Genomic DNA, 24,693 nt, shown 5'->3' on the forward strand with positions numbered 1-24,693 from the left:
GATTTCCCCCTAGTTCGCGGCGAGCGTGAGGTAGACGTCGTCCAAAGTGGGCTCTTTGAGGCCGATCTCGTGTGCCTCCAAGCCGTTGTCGTCCAACGCGCGCACGACCGTCGCAAGGTCGCGTGAGGCGCTGACGGGAGTGGTGAGCGTGAGGCCTTCTGCGACCGGGTGGAGGCCGACCGAGGTGATCGCCCGCACTGCGGTGTCCACATCGGACGCCGAGTCGAGCGTCACGGTCACCGTGCGCTGGCCGACCTGGGCCTTGAGCTCCGCGGACGTGCCGGACGCGACGACCTTGCCGTGGGCCAGCACGGTGATCGAGTGGGCGAGCCGGTCGGCCTCGTCCAGGTACTGCGTCGTGAGCAGCACGGTCGTGCCGTCCGCCACGAGCTTCTCGACGATCTCCCACATCGCGAGGCGGCTGGCCGGGTCGAGACCGGTGGTCGGCTCGTCCAGGAACAGCACCTCGGGGCGGCCGACCAGCGACGCGGCCAGGTCGAGGCGGCGCCGCATGCCGCCGGAGTAGGTCTTGGCGTTGCGCCTGGCTGCGTCGGTGAGGTCGAACTGCTCCAGCAGCTCGTCCGCGCGCTGGTGGGCCTGCCGTCCGCTGGCACCGAGCAGGCGTGCGATCAGCACGAGGTTGTCGTGGCCGCTCAGCTGTTCGTCGACGGCGGCGAACTGGCCGGTGAGGCCGATCCGGCTGCGCACCTCGTGGCCCTGCTTGACGACGTCGAAGCCGGCGACCCGCGCGTCGCCACCGGTGGGCGGCAGCATGGTCGTGAGGATGTTGACCAGCGTGGTCTTGCCGGCGCCGTTGTGGCCGAGCAGGCCCAGCACGGTGCCCTTCCTGGCGGTGACGCTCACGCCGTCGAGCGCGGTCACGTCACCGAACTTCTTGCTGACCTCGTGGGCCTCGATCATGAGCTCACTCATCTGTTCCCCCTTTGAGCGCGCCGTGCAGGAAGAGCTCGACGATGGCGGCGGGTTCGGCTTCTGTCTCGCCGAAGCCCGCGCCCATGCGGTTGGTGAAGACGGCGCCGAGCAGCATCCGCCCGGCGAGGTCGGGGCTGACGCGCAGATCCGCGTCGCCGAAGAGCTCCGCGACCGCGTCCGACAGCTGCTGCATGCCGATGGGCGGTCCCTTGTGCTTCTTGTGGTCTTCGTCGTGCGGTCGGTAACCCGTCTCGCGCAACGTGCCGATGAGGCCCCACATGCGGTCCAGGTAGCCGCTGAACGTGGCGACCCCCGCGGTCAGGCGTTCCTCCAGCGGTGCGTCCGCCGGGATCGCCGCGAGCCGGGCGACCTCCTCGTCGGAGTGCAACGCGCGCTGGACGCACGCGTCCAGCAGCTCCGCCTTGTCCCTGAAGACGCGGAACACCGTGCCCTCCGCGATCCCGGCCGCGGCGGCGATCTGGCTGGTGGTGACGTTCGCGCCGGCCTTGACGACGAGCGGCAGCGTCGCCTGGACGATCGCTTCGCGGCGGTCTTCCGGGCTCATTGCGGGGGCACGGCGGCGGCGTGGTTCCTCTGGCACGTCTGCCACTGTATGAGTGAGTACTCACTCATGTCAATGAGTGGGCACTCACTCACTCGCGCGGGTCGAGTGACGTACTAGCACACGGGACCGACAGTTCCCCGGTCCGAGGCGGTTCAAGATCCCGACCTGTCCACAACCCGCGAGTAGTCCACAGATCCCCGTCCACGCCACCACCCCGCCCCGCCACCGGAGCAACCTGGACCCGCAACCCCTCGACCTGGAGGCGAGTCCCATGGCCTGGAATTCCACCGTGATCACCGTTGTTGGCACCGTGGTCGGCGACATCAGCCACCGCGTCGGCGAGGACGGCAGGAGCAACGCCTTCTTCCGCATCGCCTCGACCGAGCGCCGGTACAACACCGCGATCGGCGACTGGGAGGACGGCGAGACCCTGACGCTCGGTGTCACGTGCTGGCGCAAGCTCGCCGACACCGTGCGCACCGCGGTCGGCAAGGGCGATCCCGTGGTGGTCCAGGGCCGGCTCCGGACACGTGTCTACGAGAAGGACGACCAGAAGAAGACCGTGCTGAACGTGGACGCGAGCACCATCGGGCTCGACCTCAGCCGGGTCCAGTCCCTGGGCGCCGCCACCGTCGTAGAACCGCGAGTGAGCGAAGATCTCGCGGGGAACCCGGCCGTGGCGACCGCACCGTTCTGATCTTGCGCCGATCGGGGCAACTCGTACCGGAGTTCGGGAACCCGCACGATCCGGCGGCACCGCCGGAGATGATGTACGCACTGCGATCCGAGAAGGAGGGAAGCTCGTAGACCGGGCCGACGAGGACCGATCGCCGAGGGTCGTTCACGTTCGAATGGAATGAGCTGGTCACCGTCTCGCGTGCCGCTCGATCCGGACCTGGACACCTGCTTGTCGGCGACCGAGGTCAACGGCCTCCGGGCACCGCTCTACGATCGCCGCCATGGCCGAGTTCATCTACACCATGAAAAAGGTGCGCAAGGCGCACGGTGACAAGGTCATCCTCGATGACGTCACGATCATGTTCTACCCCGGCGCGAAGATCGGTGTGGTCGGTCCCAACGGCGCCGGCAAGTCGAGCGTGCTCAAGATCATGGCGGGGTTGGACACGCCCAACAACGGCGAGGCGTACCTGTCGCCCGGCTACACCGTGGGCATCCTCCAGCAGGAGCCGCCGCTCAACGAGGAGAAGACCGTCCTCGGCAACGTCCAGGAGGGCCTGGGCGAGATCAAGGTGAAGCTCGACCGCTTCAACGAGATCGCCGAGCTGATGGCGACCGACTACTCCGACGAGCTGATGGAGGAGATGGGCAAGCTCCAGGAGGAGCTCGACCACGCCGACGCGTGGGACCTCGACTCCCAGCTGGAGCAGGCGATGGACGCCCTGCGCTGCCCGCCCCCGGACGCCGACGTCACCAAGCTCTCCGGTGGTGAGCGCCGCCGCGTCGCGCTGTGCAAGCTGCTGCTGAGCAAGCCCGACCTGCTGCTGCTCGACGAGCCCACCAACCACCTGGACGCGGAGAGCGTCCTGTGGCTGGAGCAGCACCTCGCGCAGTACGCCGGCGCCGTGCTCGCCGTGACCCACGACCGGTACTTCCTGGACAACCTGGCCGAGTGGATCCTCGAGATCGACCGCGGCCGGACCCACCCGTACGAGGGCAACTACTCCACCTACCTGGAGAAGAAGGCCGAGCGGCTCGCGGTCCAGGGCAAGAAGGACCAGAAGCTGCAGAAGCGCCTCAAGGACGAGCTGGAGTGGGTGCGCTCCGGCGCCAAGGCCCGCCAGGCCAAGTCCAAGGCGCGTCTCGACCGCTACGAGGAGATGGCGGCCGAGGCGGAGAAGACCCGCAAGCTCGACTTCGAGGAGATCCAGATCCCGCCGGGCCCGCGTCTGGGCAGCGTCGTGGTCGAGGTCGACAAGCTGAAGAAGGGCTTCGGCGACCGGGTCCTGATCAACGACCTGTCGTTCACGTTGCCGCGCAACGGCATCGTCGGCGTCATCGGTCCGAACGGCGTCGGCAAGACGACGCTGTTCAAGACCATCGTCGGTCTCGAGGAGCCGGACGCCGGCACCGTGAAGGTCGGCGAGACGGTCCTGCTGTCCTACGTCGACCAGAACCGCGGCGGCATCGACCCGAAGAAGAACGTGTGGGAGGTCGTGTCCGGTGGGCTCGACTACATCCACGTCGGCAACGTCGAGATGCCGTCCCGCGCGTACGTCAGCGCCTTCGGCTTCAAGGGTCCTGACCAGCAGAAGCCCGCGGGTGTGCTGTCCGGCGGTGAGCGCAACCGCCTGAACCTCGCGCTCACGCTCAAGCTCGGCGGCAACCTGATCCTGCTGGACGAGCCGACGAACGACCTGGACGTCGAGACCCTGGGCTCGCTGGAGAACGCGCTTGAGCAGTTCCCCGGCTGCGCCGTGGTCATCTCCCACGACCGGTGGTTCCTCGACCGCGTCGCCACGCACATCCTCGCGTGGGAGGGCACAGACGAGGACCCGTCGAAGTGGTACTGGTTCGAGGGCAACTTCGAGGGGTACGAGAAGAACAAGCTCGAGCGCCTGGGTGCCGACGCCGCGAGGCCGCACCGCGTCACCTACCGCAAGTTGACACGGGACTGAGAGGGCAACGGCGACGTCGTGGCGGCGAGGGGCGAGACGCAGGCGAACGTCGAGGTGAGCACGCTGGCCGTGCCCGCCTGGCGGCTGCGTTGGCGGGCACCGGAGCTCGCTCTGGTGCTGGGTGAGCGCGTGCTGGCGCTCACCTCCGCTCGTCAGGACGACGCCGAGCGGTTGCGGGCCGAGGCGCTCGTGGTCTTCGCGGGCAACCGCGTGGGCCGCGGCGTCCGGGTCGCCGACCGGGCACTCGACGCGCTGAAGGCGGCCGAGGCCGCCGGGGACCAAGAGACGGCGTGGCTGCTGCGGGTCGAGCTGGCGGCGTGCGCGCGTGCCGTGGGCGCGCCGCTGACCGGGTTCGCAGCCGTCATGCCCGTCCTGGAGGCGGCGGACGTGCCCGCGGAGCTGCGGGCGTCCGCTCTCGTGCAGGCCAGCGAGTGCCTGGTCACCGTCGGCCGCGGCGACGAGCCGACCCGCGCGCTCGCCGAGGCCGACCAGCTCTACGTCGCCGACACCGAGCTCGACGAGGACATGCGGCTGGTGCTGCGCGGTCTCATCCGCGCCGTGCAGGCCGCGCAGCACCGCCGGTGGGGCGACATCGCCGCCGCCATCGGTGCCGCACGCGAAGGCCTCGACCTGCTGAGCCGGCTCGCCGACCAGTCGGCGGACAGCGGCCAGGCGCACGGCCGGCTGACGCTGGAGCTGGCGCTCGCGTTGATGGACGCGAACCGCATGCTCGACGCGACCGAGGTCGGCGCCCCACTGCTCGACCGCCCGGTGCGCGCACCGGGCGCCTCCACCGCGGGCTGGCTCCGCCTGGCCCTCGCCACGCGGGTGCACCTGCCCGCCGGCCGGGTCGCCGTGGCCCGCGACATGCTGCGCGACGCCGCGACCAGCGCCGAACGCCACCAGCTCGACACGGTGCTCGCCGAGAGCCTGCTGGCGCTGGCGCACGTGCACGAGGTGGCCGGTGACCTCGCCGACGCGCTCACCAACCTCCGTTCCGCCCACGCCGCGGAACGCCGCCGTGCCCGCGCCGTCTACGCCGTGCGCGCCCGGTTCGCCGCCGAGTTCTCCGGCGTCCACCGCCAGCCCGCCGACCTGCACCGGCAGCTCGCGGACCTGCTCCGCCCGATCGAGGGCATGACCAGGCCCGCCGACGGCCTCCTGCCCGCCGCCCTGAAGCAGCAGCTCCGGCAGTGGCGCCCGGTCCAGGTCCGCAAGGCGGACGGCCTGAAGGTCAAGCGGGCACGCCGGGCTGCCGAAGACATGACCGTGGAGGGTTTGTCCGCGGCACGAGCACACGCCGCCGATCGCTGGCGCTTGGTCCAGCCCTTCGGCGAGCCCGGCGACAAGACCCCGGACCCGGTCGAGCCGCCGCCCGTCTCGGAACGCACGGTTCCCGCGTCCGGTCTCATCGCCTCGGCCGGCGCCATGGTCAGCGGCCGCCGCCGCGCCGCCCGCGTTGCCGCCGGCGAGATCGACGACATCCCTGCCGCCGCCACCGAGGTCATCCCCGTCGTCCCCGCGTCGCCCGAGGATGCCCCGTCGGCGAATCCCGCGCCGGCCGAGCCGCAGTTGAGCGCCGACCAGGAGCGCAAGCGCAAGGTCGAGCAGCAGCTCATGGAGTTGCAGCGCGAGGCCCGCCGCCAGATCGAGGCAGAACGCGCGGCGCGCGCCGAGGAGCGCACCAAGGTCGAACGCGAGGCCCGCCAGGCCGCCGAGGAGGCCGCCCGCCAGGAGGCTGCCCGCCAAGAGGCCGCTCGCCGGGAGGCTCAGCGCCGGGAAGCCGCGCGGCAAGAGGCGGCCCGCCAGCAAGCTGCTCGGGAGGAAGCCGCCCGGCAGGAGGCGGCCCGTCAGGAGGCAGTCCGTCAGGAGGCGGCCCGTCAGGAAGCCGCGCGGGAGGAAGCCGCTCGCCAAGAGGCGGCCCGACAGGAGGCGGCTCGCCAGGAGGCGGCGCTTCAGGAGGCCGCTCGCGAGGTCGCCGCCCGTGAGGCTGCCCGCGTCGAAGCTGCCCGAGCCCAGGCCGCCCGCGTGGAAGCGGCTCGGCAGGAGGCCGCCCGCCTGGAAGCAGCGCGCCAGGAGGCTGCGCGTCAAGAGGCCGTGCGCGAAGAAGCCGCGCGTCAGGAAGCCCTCCGCGCCTCCGCGGAACGCGAGGAGGCCGCACGGCAGGAGGCTGCGCGCCACGAGGCGGCAAGGCAGGAGGCGGCAAGGCAGGAGGCGGCCCGGCAGGAGGCGGTGCGGCACGAGTCCGCTCGTCACGAGGCTGCGCGGCAGGAGGTACCGCGGCAGGAGGCAGCGCGGCAGGAGGCAGCGCGCCGGGAAGCGGCCCTTCACCAGGGTTCGCACCAGGAGAGTGCGGGCCAGGAAGCCGCTCTCAAGGGTGCTGCTCGCGCGGCCGCCGGTGGCGACACCGCCGGTGGCGACACCGCTTATCCGGACACCGCATCTCCGGACGGCACGGCCTCCGGGGTCGGCGTCGCGGACCCCGACCGCCAGGCCACCCTGCGCACCAGGTCGCCGTTCGCGCAGCCGCCGTTCGTGCCCTCCTCGCAGGAGGAGAGCGTCCTCGACAAGCTCAAGGCCCAGGGCCTGCGCGCCGGTGGTCGCCGCCGTGCCCCCGACGCCACCCGTTCGGCGCCGGTCGAGTCCGAGGCGGACGCCCCGTCGTGGCGCGTCGACCCCCCGGACCGGCTGCGCGACGAGCGCGTTCCCGGCTACTCCGCGGACGCCGCGGACCCCGGTACGTCTCAGTCGTTCTTCGCGGACCTCTCCACGAGTCCGCCCTCGCAGGCGGCCTCCGATGAGCCGTCAGCCCCTCCGGAGACCACCGGCCCGAACTTCTTCGGCGACCCCGACCAGCCGGACCGCACCGCCCGCCCCGGCCTGGCGGCGGCCTTCTCCCGCCCGCCGGCCGCTCCCGACTTCGGCCCGCACGTCGACGACCCGGCCTATCCGCTCTTCACCCCGGCATCAGGCTTCCCGGCGGCCGAGCCGACACTTCCCCCGGCTCCCGAACCTGCTGAGCCGGACCTGGACCTGCCGGATTTGAGCCTGCCGGACCTGAAGCTGCCCGAGCTCACGCTGCCGGAACTCGACTTCAGCTCCCTCGACCTCGGTGACCTCGCGGCGCGCTCGCAGTCCGCCAAGCCCGACTGGTCGACGTCCTCGATCCCACACCCGGAGCCCGCCGAGCCGCCGGACCCCTCCCAGCCCCGCCCCACCCCGGAGCACGAGCCGGAGCCGGTGCCGCCCGTCCCGGACCCGGTGCCGTCCGTCCCCGTGCCGGACGAGGTCCCGCGGCCCTCCGAGCCGGACCTGCTGACGAACACGTTCCTGAGCGCTGCCGACGTCGACGACGACCTAGCCGACCTCCCGACCGCTCCCGTCCAGCTCCATCCCGACGCGCACATGGCCCGGACCCCGCGCTCCGCCGGGTTCTCGTCCGCAGCCGCCGCGCCGTCGGAGCAGAGCTTGGGCGAAACGGCAGGACCGGGCGTCGAGGCCGACCCCGCCGCGGCGACCGAGGCCGTCGGTTCGCCCGCTCCGGCGGAGGACACGCCCGCGAAGCCGTCGAACGGCCGCCCGAGCAGCCGCCGCAAGCCGAGTGACCTGAGCCTGGCCGACCTGCTGGCCGAGGCCCTGGTCGCCTACGAGACCGGTCGCCGCGAGGACGAGGAACAGTTCCAGGCCGCCGACCTGGCCACTGAGGACTGGTCGACCGTGGACGGTGACCAGCCGACGCCCGCAGTGCCGCTCGGCCAAGACGAGCCGCAGCCGGGCCTCCCGTCCACGCAGGACCAGACACCGCCCGCGTTTCCGCTGATCCCGGACCAGCCACTGTCGGACGGCTACCCGCTGATCCCGGACCAGCCGACCGGTGCTCCGGCACCGGGTGAGTCCGGCTTGCCGTTCATCCCCGGCCAGCCGCTGCCGCCCGACCTGGCGCTGCCCCAGCTCCCGGTACCGGAACCCTCTCCGGTCCAGGAGCAGCCCCTCCCGTCCGGCGACGGTGCGCCGTTCGGCTCCGGTCGACCGTCGTTCGCCGACCAGCCGTTCGTCCCCGGCCACCTGCTGGGCTCCGGGCAGCAGTTCGGCGCGGAGCCGTCGTTCGGCTCGCCCGCGCCGCAGTTCGGGGCGAACGCGCAGTTCGGTCTGCCCGCGCTGCCCTCGACCGAACACCCCGTCCCGGCCGCGGACACGTCGGGGAACCCGCCCACGACCCCGCCCGGCGGCCTGTCGGTCGAGGCCAGCCGCGAGGAGACCACGGGCCCGATCGTCCCCGTGGGCACCGCGTCGGAGGAAGAGACCACCGGCCCGATCCGTCGTGTTCAGACCGACGGTGTTGGCGGCTGGACCCTGCCGGGTACCTAGGTCCGGCGAGAACAGATCCACTCAGGACTGCCGGGAGGACCCGGCGGTCGGTGGAAGGCCGCGCCGAACAGGTCGGCGGTGGTGCGCCGCCCGGTTGTGAGAGGTGCGGAATGAGACGGAGGAACGGAGGTGTGGCGAGTGTCGCTCGTGCACGTCGTGGGATTGCGTCCACCATGCGGAATGCCTTGGGATCACTGGTGAAGTGACTCGATTCAGCCCTCGATTCAGTGGTTCGACAGTGCCCCTCCCGTTGCCGGTGACGGCCGCCACCCCATCTAGGGTGGAGGCGGACCCGGCACACAGAGGTGCCGGATAGCGTGGAGTCGCCTGAAGATGACCTCGACTGGAGCCCCGACCCGAACCGACGACGTCTCCGCGGTGACCACCGCGGACGGCGGCAGTCGACCGGCCAGTCCTGAGCAGGTCCGTGACGAGCTGATCGAACGGGCCGCCGCCAATGCCCCCGAACTCGCTGATCTGATCCGCCTGTTCTACCGCCACGTGCCCGCCGAGGAAGTCAACGACGACGACCCGGTGGACCTGGTCGGTGCGGTGCGGTCGAACTACCGGCTGGCCGAGAGCCGCGTGCCCGGGAGGGCAGCGGTCAGGATCTTGAACCCGACCCGCTCGCAGGACGGCTGGCAGTGCCCCGTCACCGTGGTGCAGGTCGTGACCGACGACATGCCGTACCTGGTCGACTCGGTCGCGTCCGAGCTCACCCGCGGCGGTCTGCAGGTGCAGCGGGTGGTGCACCCGATCGTCGTGGTGCGCCGCGACCCGGTGACCGGTGAGCGCCTGGAGGTGCTGCCGACCGCGGACCCGGCCGATCCGCCGGCCGACGCGCTCGCCGAGTCGTGGATGAACATCGAGGTCGACCTCATCACCGACGCCGACCGGGCGCGGGAGCTGGAGTCCCGGCTGCTGTCGGTGCTGACCGACGTCCGCGAGGTCGTCGAGGACACCGACCGGATGGCGTCGACGGCGTTGCAGCTGGCCGACGAGCTGGACAAGGGCGCCTCCGACGAGGCGTCCGCGGATGCCGCGAAGCTCCTGCGGTGGCTCGCGGACGGGCACTTCACGTTCATGGGCTACCGGCAGTACGAGCTCGTGCAGGAGGACGACGACCCGGCGTTGCGGGCCGTGCTCGCGAGCGGGCTCGGGGTGTTGCGGCAGGACAGCCTCGCCGCGCGGAGCCTCACCGAGGGGCCGGACAACGGCGCGCAGGCGCTGAGCCCGAACCCGCTGGTGCTGACGCAGGCGAGTGCGCAGAGCAGCGTGCACCGCAGCGTCTACCCGTACTACGTGGGCGTGAAGACGTTCGACGGCGCCGGCAACGTGACCGGGGAGCACCGGTTCCTCGGCATCTTCAGCACCACGGCGTTGCACGAGGACGTGCTGGACATCCCGGTGATCGAGCGCCGCGTGCGCGACGTGATCCACCGCGCGGGCTTCCCGCTGCAGTCCTACTCGGGCCAGCGGATGCTGGAGGTGATCCAGAACTACCCGCGCACCGAGCTGTTCTCGGTGGACGAGGAGTGGCTCTACCAGACCACGACGGGGGTCATCGCCCTCGCGGAACGCCGCCGGCTGCGGCTGTTCCTGCGGCGCGACCCGTACGGCCGGTTCTTCTCCTGCCTGGTCTACCTGCCGCGCGACCGCTACACGACGACGAGCCGGCTGGCGATGCAGGAGGTGCTGCTCGCGGAGCTGGGCGGGCTGAACCTGGAGTACAGCGCGCGCATCGGCGAGTCGGCGCTGGCGCGGGTGCACTTCATGGTGCACACGGACCCGCACCGGACGCTGGAGCCGGACACGCACGCGATCCAGCTGAAGCTGGCCGAGGCCATCCGCAGCTGGGACGACCGCATGGTCGAGGCCGTCGTCGGCGACGACCTGGGCGCCGAGTCGGCCACGGAGCAGGGCCAGCGGTTCGCCGCGGTCTTCCCGGAGGCCTACAAGGAGGACTTCCCCGCCTCCACGGGCCTGGAGGACTACCGGCGCATCGAGGCGCTCGTGCAGGGCGACCTCGACATGGTGTTCTACGTGCCCGAGAACGCCGAGCCGGGGGAGCGGCGCTTCAAGCTGTTCGTGACCGGCGACGGCATCACGCTCTCGGACGTGCTGCCGATGCTGCAGCGCATGGGCGTGATCGTGGTCGACGAACGGCCGTACGAGATCGCGCGCGAGGACGGCGTGCAGTGCTGGATCTACGACTTCGGCCTGCGCATCGACAAGGCCGCGCTGTCGCAGCTGTCCGAGGCCGGCCTCGACAACGTGCGGGTGCGGTTCCAGGACGCGTTCGCCGCCGTCTGGCGCGGCGAGGCCGAGGTCGACCGGTTCAACTCGCTGGTGCTGCAGGCCGGGCTGACCTGGCAGCAGGCCGCGATGCTGCGCGCGTACGCGAAGTACCTGCGGCAGGCGGGCACGCCGTACTCGCAGGACTACATCGAGGACGCGGTGCTCAGCCACACGAGCGTGGCGATCGCGCTGGTCGCGTTGTTCGAGGCGCGGTTCGACCCGCGGCTCGACGACGCCACGCGCACCGACCGCACCGAGACCATGGTCGTCGAGACCGGCAAGCTGATCGACGACGTGACGAGCCTCGACGCGGACCGGATCCTGCGCAGCCTGCTCACGCTGATCAACGCCACGCTGCGGACGAACTACTTCTTCCGCGACGCCGACGGCAACGCCCGGCCGTACCTGTCGGTCAAGCTCGACCCGCAGGCCATCCCGGACCTGCCTGCACCGCGGCCGAAGTTCGAGATCTTCGTGTACTCGCCGCGCGTCGAGGGCGTGCACCTGCGCTTCGGCAGCGTCGCCCGCGGTGGTCTGCGCTGGTCCGACCGCCGCGAGGACTTCCGCACGGAGGTACTCGGCCTGGTCAAGGCGCAGGCCGTGAAGAACGCGGTGATCGTGCCGGTCGGCGCGAAGGGCGGGTTCGTGGTCAAGAAGCCGATCGCCCCGACGGGCGACCCCGGCATCGACCGCGAGAACTTCATGTCCGAGGGCATCGCCTGCTACAAGATGTTCATCTCGGGCCTGCTCGACCTCACCGACAACCTGATCAACAACGAGGTCGTGCCCGCGCCGCAGGTCGTGCGCTACGACGCCGACGACACCTACCTGGTCGTCGCCGCGGACAAGGGCACCGCGACGTTCTCCGACATCGCCAACGGCGTGTCGCAGAGCTACGGCTTCTGGCTCGGTGACGCGTTCGCCTCCGGTGGCTCCATCGGCTACGACCACAAGGCCATGGGCATCACGGCCAAGGGTGCGTGGGAGAGCGTGAAGCGCTCGTTCCGCGAGCTGGGCCTCGACACCCAGACCGAGGAGTTCACGGTCGTCGGCATCGGCGACATGAGCGGTGACGTGTTCGGCAACGGCATGATGCTGTCCGAGCACATCCGGCTCGTGGCCGCGTTCGACCACCGGCACATCTTCATCGACCCGAACCCGGTGGCGGCCACGTCGTTCGCCGAGCGGGTGCGGCTGTTCTCCGTGCCGCGCTCGTCGTGGGACGACTACGACCGCTCGCTGATCAGCGAGGGCGGCGGCGTCTTCCCGCTGACGGCGAAGTCGATCCCGATCTCCGAGCAGGCCCGCGTCGCGCTGGGGCTGCCGGAGGGCGTGCAGAAGCTGTCCCCGCCGGAGCTGAAGAAGGCCATCCTGCTCGCGCCGGTCGACCTGCTGTGGAACGGCGGCATCGGCACGTACGTGAAGGCGTCCATCGAGTCGCACGCCGACGTCGGCGACAAGGCGAACGACTCGATCCGCGTCAACGGCGCCGACCTGCGGGTCAAGGTCATCGGCGAGGGCGGCAACCTGGGGCTGACCCAGCGCGGCCGCATCGAGTTCGCGCGCACCGGCGGCAAGGTCAACACCGACGCGCTCGACAACTCCGCCGGCGTCGACTGCTCCGACCACGAGGTCAACATCAAGATCCTGCTGGACCACCTGGTCCGGGAAGGCTCGCTGGAGCAGCAGCAGCGCAACGAGGTCCTCGCCGAGATGACCGACGAGGTCGGCCGGCTCGTGCTGGCGGACAACTACTCGCAGAACAACGTGCTGGGCGTCAGCCGGGCGCACGCCGCCCCGATGCTGTCGGTGCACGCGCGGCTCACGGCCGACCTGGAGGCCCGCGGCGCGCTGAGCCGCCAGCTGGAGGCGCTGCCGAGCCCGGCGGAGTTCAAGGCGCTGGAGAAGGCGGGCGAGGGCCTCACCTCGCCGGAGCTCGCGACGCTGCTCGCGTTCACGAAGCTCACGCTGAAGGAGGAGCTGCTCGCCAGCGACATCCCGACGATCGACACGTTCACCCGCAAGCTGCCGGACTACTTCCCGAGCCTGCTGCGCGAACGCTTCGGCGCCGCGATCCCGAACCACCCGCTGGCCAGGGAGATCATCACCACCGTCGTGGTCAACGAGGTCGTCGACGGTGGCGGCATCTCCTACGCGTTCCGCCTCGCCGAGGAGACGAGCGCCTCGGCCACGGACGCGGTGCGCGCGTACGCCGTGGTCACCCAGGTCTTCGACCTGCCGTCGATCTGGCGGGAGATCGAGGCGCTGGACACCGCGGTCTCGACGGACGTGCAGGACAGCATGGTCCTGGAGACCCGCCGCCTGCTCGACCGGGCGTCGCGCTGGCTGCTGTCGAACCGCCCGCAGCCGCTCGCGGTGGGCTCGACGATCAGCCGCTTCCGCGGCGTGGTGGAGCAGCTGAGCCCGTCGGCCTTCGACCTGCTGCAGGGCAAGGAGCTGGCGGTCGTCGCGGGCAAGGCCGAGCGGTACGTCGAACAGGGCGTTCCCGCGGAGCTGGCCCGCAAGGTCGCCGCGCTGCTCTACATGTACGGCCTGCTCGACGTCACCGAGATCGCCGAGCTGGCCGAACGCGAGTTCGGCCCGACCGGCGGAGCGGGCCCGGAGCGCACCCACCGGGAGACGGCCGAGCTGTACTTCGCGCTGTCCGACCACCTCGACATCGACCACATGCTGGACTCGGTGACGAGCCTGGAACGCGGCAACCGCTGGCACGCGCTGGCCCGGCTCGCGCTGCGCGACGACTTCTACACGTCGCTGCGGGCCATCTCGGTCGACGTGCTGAGGGCGAGCGACGAGGACGACACGGCGGCCGAGAAGATCGCCAAGTGGGAGCAGGCCAACGCCTCGCGCCTGGCCCGTTCCCGCGGCGCGCTGGAGGAGATCAACCGGGTCCACCAGCTCGACCTGGCCACGCTCTCCGTCGCCGCGCGGCAGGTGCGGAGCATGGTCCGCTAGCAGGCACGGACGACAGGGGCGCCGCGGAGGAGTTCTCTCCGCGGCGCCCCTGCCGTTCCACCCGTTCCGCGAGGGGACTCGCTCGTGATGCGGCGGGGTTTGCTCGGTAGGGTCCGTGCATGGGTGTCTTCGTCACTGGTGTGCGACCGCGGTGGTCGGACATGGATGCGTTCGGTCACATCAACCACGCGAAGACGGTGACACTGCTGGAAGAAGCCCGCATCGAGCTGCTGTTCACCGAGGCCGCCCGCCACGGGGTCAAGGAGATGGCCGAGGGCATGGTCGTGGCGCGGCTGGTGGTCGACTACCTCGCGCCGATCGTGTTCACCGGCGAGGAGATCGTCGTGGAGATGTCGGTGCGCGAGCTGCGGTCGGCGTCCTTCACCCTCGACTACGTGGTGCGGAGCGGCCGGGAAACGGGTAGCCCGGTGGTCGCCAAGGCGGAGACGCTGATGGCTCCCTACAACTTGACGACTGCGCGCCCGCGTCGTCTGACCGAGGCCGAACGCGACTTCCTCGCGGGTTGGCGTGCCGGAGGTAACGGTGCCTGAGCTGGTGTTGGCCGACGCGGCCGAGAGAGACGACCTCGGCGCGTTCGCCGCGCGCGCGGTGCGGCTGGACGGGCAGACGGTGGTGCGTCTGCGCAACCGCGACGAGGAGCTGCTGGACGCGTGGGTGGCGACGCCGTTCGACACGCTGGCCACGCGGACCGTTGCGGGGCAGGCGAACCCGGCGGACGTCACGGTGGCCGGGTCGGAGCTGCTGACCGGACTCGCGGTGATGCGCGACGAGCGCATCGACCCGGGACCGGCCAAGGACCTGATGTGGCGCTCGGCCCTGCCGCCCGCGGAGGGCTGGCTGCTGGTGGACCGGTTACCGGTCGAGGTCGTCGCGAAGCTCGCGGACGAGGGCGTCGAGGTGGCGCGGGAGAACACCGGCCCGCAGGGCACGCCACCGGCCTCGCTGCTGGACCAGGTCGTGCTGACGGTGACCGGGTCCGGGCTGGACGTGAAGATCCCGCTGCGGTGCCTGTTCGCGTTGTCCGGCATGGGTTTCCTCGGCGAGGACGGCGAGGTGCGGGTGACCGCGACGGACTCGTGGCTGCGGATCGACGCGCGCTACGGGGCCGTGGTGCGGCGCCGGCACTCGATGCTGCCGCTGATCGTCTGACCCGCTACCGGCGGTCGAGGGCGACCTCCGGCCGGGCGGGCAACGCCAGCAACGACAGCCCGCCGAGCACCAGCAGCCCGCCGGCGACCGTGGCCGCGGTGATCTCCTCACCCAGCACCAGCACTCCCAGCGCGGTCGCCACGACCGGCTCGGCGAGCGTCAGCGTGGCCACGGTCGCGGCGGGCAGCACCTTGAGCCCGGCACCGAACAGCAGGTACGCCACCACCGTGGGCACCAGCGCCAGGTACACGGCGATCGTGATGCCGCCGGTGGAGTCGAGGCCGCCCGGCCACCGCCAGATCAGCATCGGCACCAACACCAGCGCACCCACGCCGAACATGAGCCCCATCGCACCGTGGGAACGCTGGCCGTGCGCGATCAACCGCGACCCGGCCACCGTGTAGACGCCGTACCCGAGCCCGGCCAGCAACGACGCCCCCACACCGAGCCACGACACACCGGTGCCGCCGCCGGTCAGCACCGCCACGCCCGCGACCGCCAGCGCCGTGGCGGCCAGCCAGCGCGCCGACGGCGTCCTGCGCGTGCTAAGCCACTCGACGACGCCCGCCCACACGGGCCCGGAGCCCAGCGCCACGACCGTGCCGACCGCGACCCCGCTCAGCCGCACACCGGTGAAGAACCCGATCTGGAAGGCGACGACCCCGACCGCTCCCGCGACCACGACGGGCCACGAGAAGCGGGTGCCGCGGTAAGCGCCCGACACCTGGGCGACGGCGAACAGGACCGCCCCGGCGAGCACGACGCGGGCAGCGCCCACCGCGAGCGGATCGAGGCCACCGGGACCGAGCTCCTGCGCGGTCCCGGTCGTGCCGAACAGGACGGCGGCGGCGAGGACGGCGAGGACTCCACGGGAACGCACGCCCGCCATCCTCACCGGCCCCGCCGCCGCGGTCGAACGAATTGCGGTGTCAGACCAGCCACACGGCGGTGTCCGGCGGCAGCTGGTCGCCGTCCATCGGACCGGACGACAGCAGCACCCGGCCAGGGGGCAGCGGCACGGACGCGCCCGAGGTGTTCAGCGCGCAGATCAGCCCGCCGCCCTTGCGCCGGAACGCGAAGCAGCCCGCCGGGGCGCCGTACCACTCGAGCTCGTTGCCACCGAACGCCGGCGACGTCTTGCGGTGCTCCAGGGCCTCCCGGTACAGCGAGAGCATCGAGCCGGGGTCCTCCAGCTGCGCCTCCGCGGTGAGGTGGTCCCACTCGTTCGGCTGCGGCAGCCAGGTGTTGACCGCAGTCGAGAAGCCGAACGGCGGGGCGGTGCCCTCCCACGGGATCGGCACCCGGCAGCCGTCGCGGCCGCGTTCGGTGTGGCCGGAGCGCTCCCAGGTCGGGTCCTGCAGGGCCCAGTCCGGCAGCTCGACGTTGGGCAGGCCCAGCTCTTCGCCGTTGTACAGGTAGATCACGCCGGGCAGGGCCAGCTCGACCAGCGTCATCGCCCGCGCGCGCTGCTCGCCCAGCGCACCGCCGCCGTAGCGGGTCACGTGCCGCACCACGTCGTGGTTGGACAGCGTCCACGCCGCGGGCGTGCCGCTCAGGGCCACCGCGGCCAGCGTGTGCTCGATCGCCGAACGGACGGCGTCGGCGTCGAAGCCGGCCTCGACCAGGCGGAAGTTGAAGCCCAGGTGCAGCTCGTCGGGGCGGACGTAGGCGGCGAAGCGCTCGTCGTCCTTCACCCAGATCTCGCCGACGGCCATGGTGCCGGGGTAGCCGTCCATGACCTTGCGGATCATGCGGTGGATCTCGTGCACGCCCTCGTTGTCGAACCGCGGGTCGTGCGCGTCGTCGCTCAGCACGCCCGGCGCCTGCGGGCGGATGTCCATGTCCGGCAGGCCCTCCGGCTTGGCCATGCCGTGCGCCACGTCGATGCGGAAGCCGTCGACACCGCGGTCGAGCCAGAACCGCAGCGTCTGCTCCAGGTCGGCGCGGACCTCCGGGTGCTCCCAGTTCAGGTCGGGCTGCTCGGGCGCGAACAGGTGCAGGTACCACTGGCCGTCCGGCACGCGGGTCCACGCGGGACCACCGAAGACCGACGTCCAGTTGTTCGGCGGCTGCGAGCCGTCGAAGCCGCGGCCCTCGCGGAAGATGTAGCGGGTGCGCTCCATGCTGCCGGGACCGGCCTGCAGGGCCTCCTGGAACCACTCGTGCAGGTCGCTCGTGTGGTTCGGCACCAGGTCGACGGTCACCCGGATGTTGTGCTCGTGCGCGTCCGCCACCAGCCGGTCGAACGCGGCCAGGTCGCCGAACAACGGGTCCACGTCGCGCGGGTCGGCCACGTCGTAGCCGTGGTCGGCCATGGGGGAGCGGTAGAACGGGGTGAGCCACAGGGCGTCGACACCGAGCAGTTCGAGGTAGCCCAGGCGGGACCGGATGCCGTCGAGGTCGCCGACGCCGTCGCCGTTGGAGTCGGCGAAGGAACGCACGTAGACCTGGTAGAAGACGGCGTCACGCCACCAACCGGACTCTTCGGCGATCTCGGGGCTGAGGTCGGAGGATCGTCGCACGGGGGGTCATCCTGCCATTCGTGTCGCTGCGTAAGGACCCGATCGGGTGATGGGCGATCAAGACCAGCTGTTCATCAGGCTGTTCGCGGCCATCTCCAGGTAGTCCCAGAGCTGCTTGCGGTGGGCCTCGTCGAGTCCGGCCTCGTCGACGGCGACCCTCATGCAGCGCAGCCACGCGTCCCGCTCGACCGGTCCGATCGTGAACGGCACGTGCCGCATTCGCAGCCGGGGGTGTCCCCGGTTCTCCGAGTACGTGTGCGGGCCGCCCCAGTACTGCATCAGGAACAGCCGCAGACGCTCCTCCGCAGGTCCGAGGTCCTCCTCCGGGTAGAGGGGGAGCAGGACGTCGTCGGACTTCACCTCGTGGTAGAAGCGCGCGACGATGCGGCGGAACGTCTCCTCGCCGCCGACCTGTTCGAAGAAGCTGACCGGGTTGCCCACACACCCATCCTGACTCACGCGCGTGCGCGCGTGCAGGGCGCCCCGCCTGTTGTCTCGGTCATAGGCCTGTGAACTGGTACGACACCGGGTGATCACCGTCTCGAATGCGTGTTCTACCTCACCCGGCATCCAGGTTTGAACCCGGGCCCGCCTACTTCGCGGTGAAGCCGGCTTCCTCCAGCGCGGGCATGAGCTGCGCGCGCAGGTTGCGCTGGACCGCCCACTGGCGGCCGGGGCGCGTCTTCACGGTGACCCGCAGGGTGATGCCCTCCGGCGTGAACTTCTCGACGCCGAGCACGTCCGGTTTGGCCGTGATGTCGTTCTTCAACGGCTCCTTGTCGGCCGCGTCGGCGGCTCGGCGCTCCAGCACCTTGGTCGCCTCGGCGAGGTTGGCGCCGTAGCTCAGCGGCAGGTCGACGACCGCGACCGCGAAGCCCTGCGACGAGTTGCCGACGCGCAGGATCTCGCCGTTGCGGACGTACCAGACGGTGCCACCGGTGTCGCGGATCGTGGTGGTGCGCAGGGCGACCGCCTCGACGGTGCCGGTGATGGACGGGCCGAGGTCGACGACGTCGCCGACGCCGTACTGGTCCTCCATCAGCATGAACATGCCGGACAGGAAGTCCTTGACGAGGTTCTGGGCGCCGAAGCCGATCGCGACGCCCAGGATGCCCGCCGAGGTCAGCACGGGCGTGATGTCGAGCGTCAGCACGATCATGATCTCGAGGAACGCGATTCCGAAGACCAGGATCGTGACGACGGACTTCAGCACGGAGCCGATCGTCTTCGCCCGCTGCTCGCGGCGCTCGGAGATCAGGTTCCCGAGCGCCTGCGGAGCACGTTCGCGCAGCGGCTTGAGCAGGCCGGGCTTCTTGCCCTCCTTGCCCGGCGTGGTGATCCGGTCGATGACCTTGCGCAGCAGGGCCCTGATCACGAACGCGGCGATCAGGATCACGAGGATCTTGACCGCGCCCGCGATGATGTCCGGCCCGTACCTGTCGAAGAACTCAACCGCCTCCGCGGTCTTGTTCGCGGCGTCATCCACCGGATTCGTCGCCAACACGTGGTCGTGCCCTCCTACAACTCCATGCCCGTGGCATTCGCGAGAAACGTCAGCTGGTCCACGGCGAGAGCCACCGTCCGGCTGACCGACCGGCCCGCGTGACCGACCTCGGTCTCGCGGCGGATCAGCACCGGGTGCTTGGTCGGATCGCTGGACGAAGCGTGCTGCAGTGCCGCGCACATCTTCCTGGCGTGGTTGGGGTCCACACGAGAATCCGACTCGAACACCGTGAACAAGACGGAAGGGTACTCAACGTCCGTTACCACTTGGTGATAAGGCGAGTAGGAGAGCAGCCAGCCCAGTTCCTCGGACACGCTCGCGCTGCCGTACTCGTCCGCCCACAGCCGCCCGAGCAGGAACTTCTCGTAGCGCACCATGTCGAGCAGTGGTGCTGAGCACACCACGGCCGCGTACAGGTCGGGCCGCTGGGTCAGCGCGGCGCCCACGAGCAGACCGCCGTTGCTGCCGCCCATGATCGACAGCTGCTGCGGGGTGGTCCACCCGGTGCGCACGAGGTGCTCGGCCGCGGCGTGGAAGTCGTCGAAGACGTTCTGCTTGTTCTGCCGCATGCCGTCGACGTGCCACTCCTCGCCCTCCTCGTCGCCGCCGCGCAACGACACGTGCACCCACACGCCGCCGGCCTCGACCCACGCGAGGGTGGTGGCGCTGTAGCCAGGGCCGCGGCCGATCGCGAAGCCGCCGTAGCCGGTCAGCAGCGCCGGGCGGGGCAGGTCGGGCTTCTGCTCGCCGCTGACGACGAACATCCGCACCGTCGTGCCGTCCTTGGAGGTGTACGCGACCTGCTGCGTCGTCACCGCGGGCAGCTCGACGCGACCGGGAGCGGCCTCGTGCAGCACCGTCTGGCCGGTGGCGGCGGAGTAGCGGAACACCGAGGCGGGCGTGACGAAGTCCGTCCACCCGAACCACAGCGCGTCCTCGTCGTGGCCGGTCAGGGCGTCCACGACGGACAGACCGTGCACGGAGCCGGTGCCGGGCATGGGGACGACCTGCAGGTGCGCGCCGTTCTCGGCGTTGTGCAGGTGCAGCTCGGACACCGCGTGCCGGGTGCGCAGGACGACCAGGTCGCCGTTCAGCCAGCGCACGCCGTCGAGCACCGAGTCCGGCTCCTCGCTGATGAGCTCGGTCCACTCGGCCGGGTTCGCCGGGTCGGCCACGCACAGCCGCTGCCGGGGCGCGCCGAGGTTGGTGTGCAGGTAGAGCCGTCCGTCACGGGCGACGAACGCCGAGCACTGCGCGCCGGCGTCGGACAGGACCACCGGGTTCAGCACCGCGTCGCCGTGCAGGTCCGCGATCCACACCGAGTCGTGCTTCAACGTGCTGGGCGCACCGCTCACGACCAGCCAGCGGCCGTCCTGCGAGACGGTGAGCGAGTAGTAGAACGTGTGCTCCAGGCCGTCGCCGTGCACGTTGAGGTCGGTCTCCGGGTCGGTGCCGACCCGGTGGCGCCACACGCGGCGGTGGAAGAGCTTCTCGTCCTCGGGCAGCAGCGCCGGGTCGAGCTGGCGGACGTAGTAGAACTCCTCGCCGCCGGGCAGCCAGCCGACGGAGGAGTAGCGGCACCGGTCGATCGGGCCCTCGACCAGCTCACCGGTGTCCACGTCGAGCACGTGCAGCAGCGAGTGCTCGTTGCCGCCGACCGACACCTGGTAGGCCAGGCGCGTGCCTTCGAGGCTCGGGGACCAGCGGTCCAGGGTGGTCCTGCCGGACGGGTCGAGCGCGCTCACGTCCAACAGCACGCGCTCGGCGCCGTCGGTCTCGCGCACGACGACGACCGGGTGGTCCTGCTCGGGGCCGCGGCGGGTGAAGAACGCGCGGCCGGCGCGCCAGGTCGGCGTGGACACCGAACCCGTGCGCATCAGCTCCCTCAGGCGCTCGCCCAGGCGCTCGCGGCCGGGCATCGCGTCCAGCCAGGAGCGGGCCAGCCCGTCCTGGGCCCGCGACCACGCCTCGGTGCGGGGGTCCGCGGTGTCCTCGAGCCAGCGGTAGGGGTCGGCGACCTCTCGCCCGTGGAGCTGCTCGACGAGGTTCAGCCGCTCGGCGATCGGGTACGTGATCGTCGCAGGCAGTGGTGTGGAAGGGGCTTCTGTCACCTTGGCAAGGGTAGCGGCTGTTGAAAACGATCCCCGATAGGGCGCTGGTTCACCCCGGGTTCGATCACACATCCGTGACGCGTCACTTATCACACGTGATTTTTTCCTGGTAAGTGTGGTCTCCTAGGGCTGAACCGGTGGAGGTGGTCGCGTGCCAGACCGACAACCGACCCCTATCGGCGCCTCGCCACCAGGCGAGACGGCGCCGACGGTCCCCCCATGCCGAAATCAGCCCGAGCTGCGGGCAGTGCCCGACGGGGGCCGCGACGGGGGAGGTTCCGGTCCGACGCCGGCGGTGTTCCCCTGGGGCAGACGCAAGGTCCTGCTGCTCAACGCCACGTTCGAGCCGCTCACGGCGCTGTCGCTGCGCCGGGCGGTGGTCCTGGTGGTGTGCGGGAAAGCCGAGGTCGTGCACGGTGACGCCTCCGGGCTCGTGCTGCACTCGTCGAAGTCCGAGGTGCTCGTGCCCTCGGTCATCCGGCTGAGCACCTACGTTCGCGTGCCCTACCGCGGCCGCGTGCCGATGACCCGTGCCGGGCTCATGCATCGCGACCGCTACCGCTGCGCCTACTGCGGCGGGCGGGCGGAGACGATCGACCACGTCGTGCCGCGTTCGCGTGGCGGACCTCACACCTGGACGAACTGCGTCGCGTGCTGCGCGAAGTGCAACCACCGCAAGGCGGACAAGCTGCTGTCCGAACTGGGCTGGCGGTTGCGCGTCGTGCCGGCCGCGCCCCGTGGTCCGCACTGGAGACTGCTCGCGGGTGTCGCCGAGGCTGACCCGCAGTGGTTGCAGTACCTGGGTGAACCCGCGGCCTGAGCTGCCGCCCCCTGGTGGTTCAGGCCGCGAGGGTGAGCTCGTCGCGACGGGCCGTGATGCGGACCGAGTCGTCGTCGCACGCCGTGATGCGGACGGAGTCGTCGGTCGCGGTGATGCGCACCGAGTCGTCCGTGGCAGTAATCCGGACCGAGTCGTCCGTGGCCGTGATCCTGACCGAATCGCTCGCCGTGATGCGCACGGAGTCGGTCATCGTGATGCGCACCGAGTCCCCGGCCGTGATGCGCACGGAATCGGCCGCGGTGATCCGAACGGAGTCGTTCGCCGTGATGCGAACGGAGTCACTTGCGGTGATACGCACGGAATCGTCCTTGTAGCTCGGAAGAGTGACGGACAGGGCCTGGGGGCGGGTCATCGTTGACATTTCGTGTCCTCCAGGACGCTCGGGGCGGGTGCGCAAGACCCGTATAGGTGAAAAGCTAGGAGGTGGGTGTTCCGGGAACAAGACCCCAAACCGGCACCCGTTCGCCGCCGACCGGGTGAGGACTGACCGGGTGTAACCGCTGCGCCGCACGAGAGTGCTCATTGGCTCTACTGGTCGGTACGCACACGCTCCGTGACGTGAAATTCGGCCTGAAGTGATGTGCGTCATAGTGCAAACGGAGTGCTCAGGCGGAAAAACCGGGACGTTTTCCGGTGCTGTGTCACAGGAACGGCACTCGCGGGTGGTTTTGATCGGGCCCGAACGGTCCGAATCCGGTCGCCACGCCGGTGACGGTGATCGCGCCGGCGCGGTCGTACCGCTGGTCGTCCCGCATGTGGACGCTCGAGAGGACGGGACGCGGTCGTCCGGTGAGGCGTTCGTGGGATGTGGGGGTGACCGGAATGCTCGCCGAGGGGTGCAACTCGTTTGGGGCCTGACAACGTCGTCACTGCTGGTTGTCGTCGCAACAACAGCAGTGCTCTACTCCAACCAGGTCTTCCTCAAGGGCGAACCGGGTGGTTCGCGGGCTCGTCCGGTGCGCGGTGCTCCCGGCTCTGCTAGCCCTCGCGGCTCGCCGCGCGGTGGCCCGGCCACTCGTGCGCGACTGAGTTCGGCTACGGTACCGCCCGTGACCATCGTGGAGACCGTTCTCGTCTTCGCGCTGATCCCGCTGGCTATCTACGGCGTGATCACGCTGCTGACGGTGAGGCCAAAGGCCACCCGGATCCCCCGGTACCGGCCCGGCCAGGAGTGGGGCTACGCCCCGGTGTGGTGGAGCGCGAACCCGGCCGGGCTGAGCGCGGACCACCGCGGTTCCGCCGAGTCCGCCGCGGCGGGTTCGACTGCCAAGGGAGGCGCTCGTGGCAACTGGTAAGGCCATCGCGGCCGTCGACCCGTCGTCGCTGCCGCTCGGTGCGGTCGTGACGAACAGCGGTCGCGTCTCCGCCGCCAAGATGTACGAGCCGCACACCCCCGAGCTGCCGTTCTCGCCGACCCAGCTCGCGCAGCTGGACGAGGCCCTCACGCTGTCCAGCCGCGCGACCGGGCTCGACTTCAGCGTGTACCTCGGCGAGCTGGGCAGCTCGTCCCGCCAGCGCGCCGAGGAGCTGCACGCCTCGACCGAGCGCCCCTCGCACCACGTCCTCGTGGCCGTCTCGCCGGGCGAGCGCGTCGTCGAGGTCGTGACCGGCGAGGAGTCGCACCGCCGCCTCGCCGACCGCGGCGCCAAGCTCGCGGTGATGAGCATGGTCGCGTCCTTCAAGGAGGGCGACCTCGCCGGCGGCCTGGTGTCCGGCCTGCGCATGCTGACCGACCAGGCGGGCAACGCACCGCGTTCCTGACCCGACCTCGCGACAGCCCCCGGCCACCTCCGGCCGGGGGCTGTCGCCGTGTCAGGGGCTCAGCCGCGCGGCGACCTGGTTCTGCGCCACCACCAGGTCGGAGATCCGCTCCCAGCCGAGCCGGCGGTAGAGGTGCACGCCGTCGGCCGAGGAGAACAGCAACCCGGTGTCCGCGCCGTCCGCGAGCGCCTCGTGCACCAGCGTGCCCATGACGACGCTGCCCAGCCCACGCCGCCGGTGCCCGGCCGCGGTCTCGATCCGGTGCGCCACCGCGTCCGTGCCGACCACGGCCATCAGCCCGCTCGCCGCGAGCTCACCGCCGGCGAGCACCCGCACCCGCAGCACGGGCTCGCGCGTCACCTCCACCGCGTACCCGGCCGGCGGCGCGGGCAGCGGGTGACCGGCGAGCGCAAGCCGCATGAACGTCTCGTCCGGCCGCGCGACGACCAGCCCGGCCCGTTCCAGCTCGCCGACCACCTGCGCCGGGTCGGAGGTGGGCACGCTGAGCCAGTTCGGTTCCCGCGTCGCGGCCACGAGCGCGGCCAGCTCCGCGACCTCGGCCTCGTCGGTGGCGAGCCACTCGTACTTCCGGTGCGGCCGGTCGACGTGCACGACGAGGTGCCCGTCGCGAACCTCGGACGTGAGCCCGTCGGCGGCGGTCCAGCCGCGGTGCCAGCGTTCGACGAGCGTGCCGATGTGGTTCACGTTCCCCCTTGCGGTGATCGCTTCGTGCCGGCTCTGCGCCGAATCGGTGAGGCGGCTGCGCCGGTCCACCTCGTCGCGCCCCGCGTCGTTCCTGGCGACGACGAGGTCCGCGACCCGTTCCCAGCCGTGCTCGCGGTGGTCGTCCCCGGCCACGACCAGCCCGGTCCCGCTCCGCAGGACCGTCCGCTGCGGCTGCAGCTCCAACCCGTTGCGCAGCAGGGAGCTTCCAGCGGCGGTTGTCGATGAGCACGTGCTCGCCCGCCTCGGCCAGGAGGCCGGCCCGTGAACAGCCAGCCGACGATA

General features: G+C 71.1%; 18 protein-coding genes. 9 read left to right on the top strand and 9 right to left on the bottom strand.

The window, feature by feature from the left end; all coding sequences use genetic code 11:
• Window positions 1–9 precede the first annotated feature (9 nt).
• Window positions 10–933, bottom strand: a complete 924-nt coding sequence (locus ACZ7CF_RS38390) for an ATP-binding cassette domain-containing protein (RefSeq protein ID WP_470372137.1) — start codon at window positions 931–933, stop codon at window positions 10–12.
• Entirely contained in the window at window positions 926–1,534 is a 609-nt protein-coding gene (locus ACZ7CF_RS38395; RefSeq protein ID WP_360401892.1) for a TetR/AcrR family transcriptional regulator, read from the bottom strand. Before ACZ7CF_RS38395 ends, ACZ7CF_RS38390 begins: the two co-directional genes overlap by 8 nt.
• Window positions 1,535–1,787: 253 nt before the next feature.
• On the opposite strand from ACZ7CF_RS38395, the gene ACZ7CF_RS38400 reads away from it, so the two are divergent.
• The 6 genes from ACZ7CF_RS38400 to ACZ7CF_RS38425 all read left to right on the top strand — a co-directional run bounded on the left by ACZ7CF_RS38400 (window position 1,788) and on the right by ACZ7CF_RS38425 (window position 14,946).
• Window positions 1,788–2,195, top strand: coding sequence for a single-stranded DNA-binding protein (locus tag ACZ7CF_RS38400; protein WP_470372138.1), 408 nt, complete (start codon window positions 1,788–1,790; stop codon window positions 2,193–2,195).
• A gap of 262 nt (window positions 2,196–2,457) precedes the next feature.
• Entirely contained in the window at window positions 2,458–4,134 is a 1,677-nt protein-coding gene (ettA, locus tag ACZ7CF_RS38405) for an energy-dependent translational throttle protein EttA (RefSeq protein ID WP_360401898.1), read from the top strand.
• A gap of 18 nt (window positions 4,135–4,152) precedes the next feature.
• Window positions 4,153–8,502, top strand: a complete 4,350-nt coding sequence (locus tag ACZ7CF_RS38410) for a hypothetical protein (protein WP_470372139.1) — start codon at window positions 4,153–4,155, stop codon at window positions 8,500–8,502.
• A 333-nt stretch (window positions 8,503–8,835) separates the two neighbouring features.
• Window positions 8,836–13,776, top strand: a complete 4,941-nt coding sequence (locus ACZ7CF_RS38415) for an NAD-glutamate dehydrogenase (protein ID WP_470372140.1) — start codon at window positions 8,836–8,838, stop codon at window positions 13,774–13,776.
• A 119-nt stretch (window positions 13,777–13,895) separates the two neighbouring features.
• Window positions 13,896–14,327, top strand: a complete 432-nt coding sequence (locus tag ACZ7CF_RS38420) for an acyl-CoA thioesterase (protein WP_360401907.1) — start codon at window positions 13,896–13,898, stop codon at window positions 14,325–14,327.
• Window positions 14,320–14,946 carry a DUF8010 domain-containing protein gene (locus ACZ7CF_RS38425; RefSeq protein ID WP_360401910.1) on the top strand — a complete coding sequence of 209 codons (627 nt, stop codon included), beginning with the start codon at window positions 14,320–14,322 and terminating at the stop codon, window positions 14,944–14,946. The genes ACZ7CF_RS38420 and ACZ7CF_RS38425 overlap by 8 nt, the downstream gene beginning before the upstream one ends.
• Window positions 14,947–14,950: 4 nt before the next feature.
• On the opposite strand, the gene ACZ7CF_RS38430 is transcribed toward ACZ7CF_RS38425, so the two are convergent.
• From ACZ7CF_RS38430 to ACZ7CF_RS38450, 5 genes are all read right to left on the bottom strand, one after another.
• Window positions 14,951–15,826, bottom strand: coding sequence for a DMT family transporter (locus tag ACZ7CF_RS38430; protein ID WP_470372141.1), 876 nt, complete (start codon window positions 15,824–15,826; stop codon window positions 14,951–14,953).
• A gap of 49 nt (window positions 15,827–15,875) precedes the next feature.
• Window positions 15,876–17,468 carry a glycoside hydrolase family 13 protein gene (locus ACZ7CF_RS38435; protein WP_360401916.1) on the bottom strand — a complete coding sequence of 531 codons (1,593 nt, stop codon included), beginning with the start codon at window positions 17,466–17,468 and terminating at the stop codon, window positions 15,876–15,878.
• Between the two features lie 57 nt (window positions 17,469–17,525).
• On the bottom strand, window positions 17,526–17,909 hold the full coding sequence (locus ACZ7CF_RS38440; RefSeq protein ID WP_360401919.1) for a globin: 384 nt from the start codon (window positions 17,907–17,909) through the stop codon (window positions 17,526–17,528).
• Between the two features lie 151 nt (window positions 17,910–18,060).
• Entirely contained in the window at window positions 18,061–18,891 is an 831-nt protein-coding gene (locus ACZ7CF_RS38445) for a mechanosensitive ion channel family protein (protein WP_360401931.1), read from the bottom strand.
• A gap of 95 nt (window positions 18,892–18,986) precedes the next feature.
• On the bottom strand, window positions 18,987–21,083 hold the full coding sequence (locus ACZ7CF_RS38450) for a prolyl oligopeptidase family serine peptidase (protein ID WP_470372142.1): 2,097 nt from the start codon (window positions 21,081–21,083) through the stop codon (window positions 18,987–18,989).
• A 151-nt stretch (window positions 21,084–21,234) separates the two neighbouring features.
• On the opposite strand from ACZ7CF_RS38450, the gene ACZ7CF_RS38455 reads away from it, so the two are divergent.
• Window positions 21,235–21,903, top strand: a complete 669-nt coding sequence (locus ACZ7CF_RS38455) for an HNH endonuclease (protein WP_458433966.1) — start codon at window positions 21,235–21,237, stop codon at window positions 21,901–21,903.
• 19 nt (window positions 21,904–21,922) lie between these two features.
• Here ACZ7CF_RS38455 and ACZ7CF_RS38460 read toward each other — a convergent pair whose 3' ends face one another.
• Window positions 21,923–22,513, bottom strand: a complete 591-nt coding sequence (locus ACZ7CF_RS38460; RefSeq protein WP_470372143.1) for a DUF2345 domain-containing protein — start codon at window positions 22,511–22,513, stop codon at window positions 21,923–21,925.
• 460 nt (window positions 22,514–22,973) lie between these two features.
• Between ACZ7CF_RS38460 and ctaJ the strand changes: the two genes are divergently transcribed.
• Window positions 22,974–23,219 carry an aa3-type cytochrome oxidase subunit CtaJ gene (gene ctaJ / locus ACZ7CF_RS38465; RefSeq protein ID WP_360399583.1) on the top strand — a complete coding sequence of 82 codons (246 nt, stop codon included), beginning with the start codon at window positions 22,974–22,976 and terminating at the stop codon, window positions 23,217–23,219.
• Window positions 23,206–23,685, top strand: coding sequence for a DUF5130 family protein (locus ACZ7CF_RS38470; RefSeq protein WP_458433965.1), 480 nt, complete (start codon window positions 23,206–23,208; stop codon window positions 23,683–23,685). Before ctaJ ends, ACZ7CF_RS38470 begins: the two co-directional genes overlap by 14 nt.
• Window positions 23,686–23,736: 51 nt before the next feature.
• On the opposite strand, the gene ACZ7CF_RS38475 is transcribed toward ACZ7CF_RS38470, so the two are convergent.
• Entirely contained in the window at window positions 23,737–24,594 is an 858-nt protein-coding gene (locus ACZ7CF_RS38475; RefSeq protein ID WP_470372144.1) for a GNAT family N-acetyltransferase, read from the bottom strand.
• Window positions 24,595–24,693 lie beyond the last annotated feature (99 nt).

The organism is Lentzea sp. NPDC036955 (assembly GCF_055608005.1).

Bases quoted from the DNA above. Each gene is read 5' to 3' on its own strand.
- ACZ7CF_RS38390 (WP_470372137.1), bottom strand. From the start codon at position 933: ATGAGTGAGCTCATGATCGAGGCCCACGAGGTCAGCAAGAAGTTCGGT.
- ettA (WP_360401898.1), top strand. From the start codon at position 2,458: ATGGCCGAGTTCATCTACACCATGAAAAAGGTGCGCAAGGCGCACGGT.
- ACZ7CF_RS38415 (WP_470372140.1), top strand. From the start codon at position 8,836: ATGACCTCGACTGGAGCCCCGACCCGAACCGACGACGTCTCCGCGGTG.
- ACZ7CF_RS38420 (WP_360401907.1), top strand. From the start codon at position 13,896: ATGGGTGTCTTCGTCACTGGTGTGCGACCGCGGTGGTCGGACATGGAT.
- ACZ7CF_RS38460 (WP_470372143.1), bottom strand. From the start codon at position 22,513: ATGACGCACATCACTTCAGGCCGAATTTCACGTCACGGAGCGTGTGCG.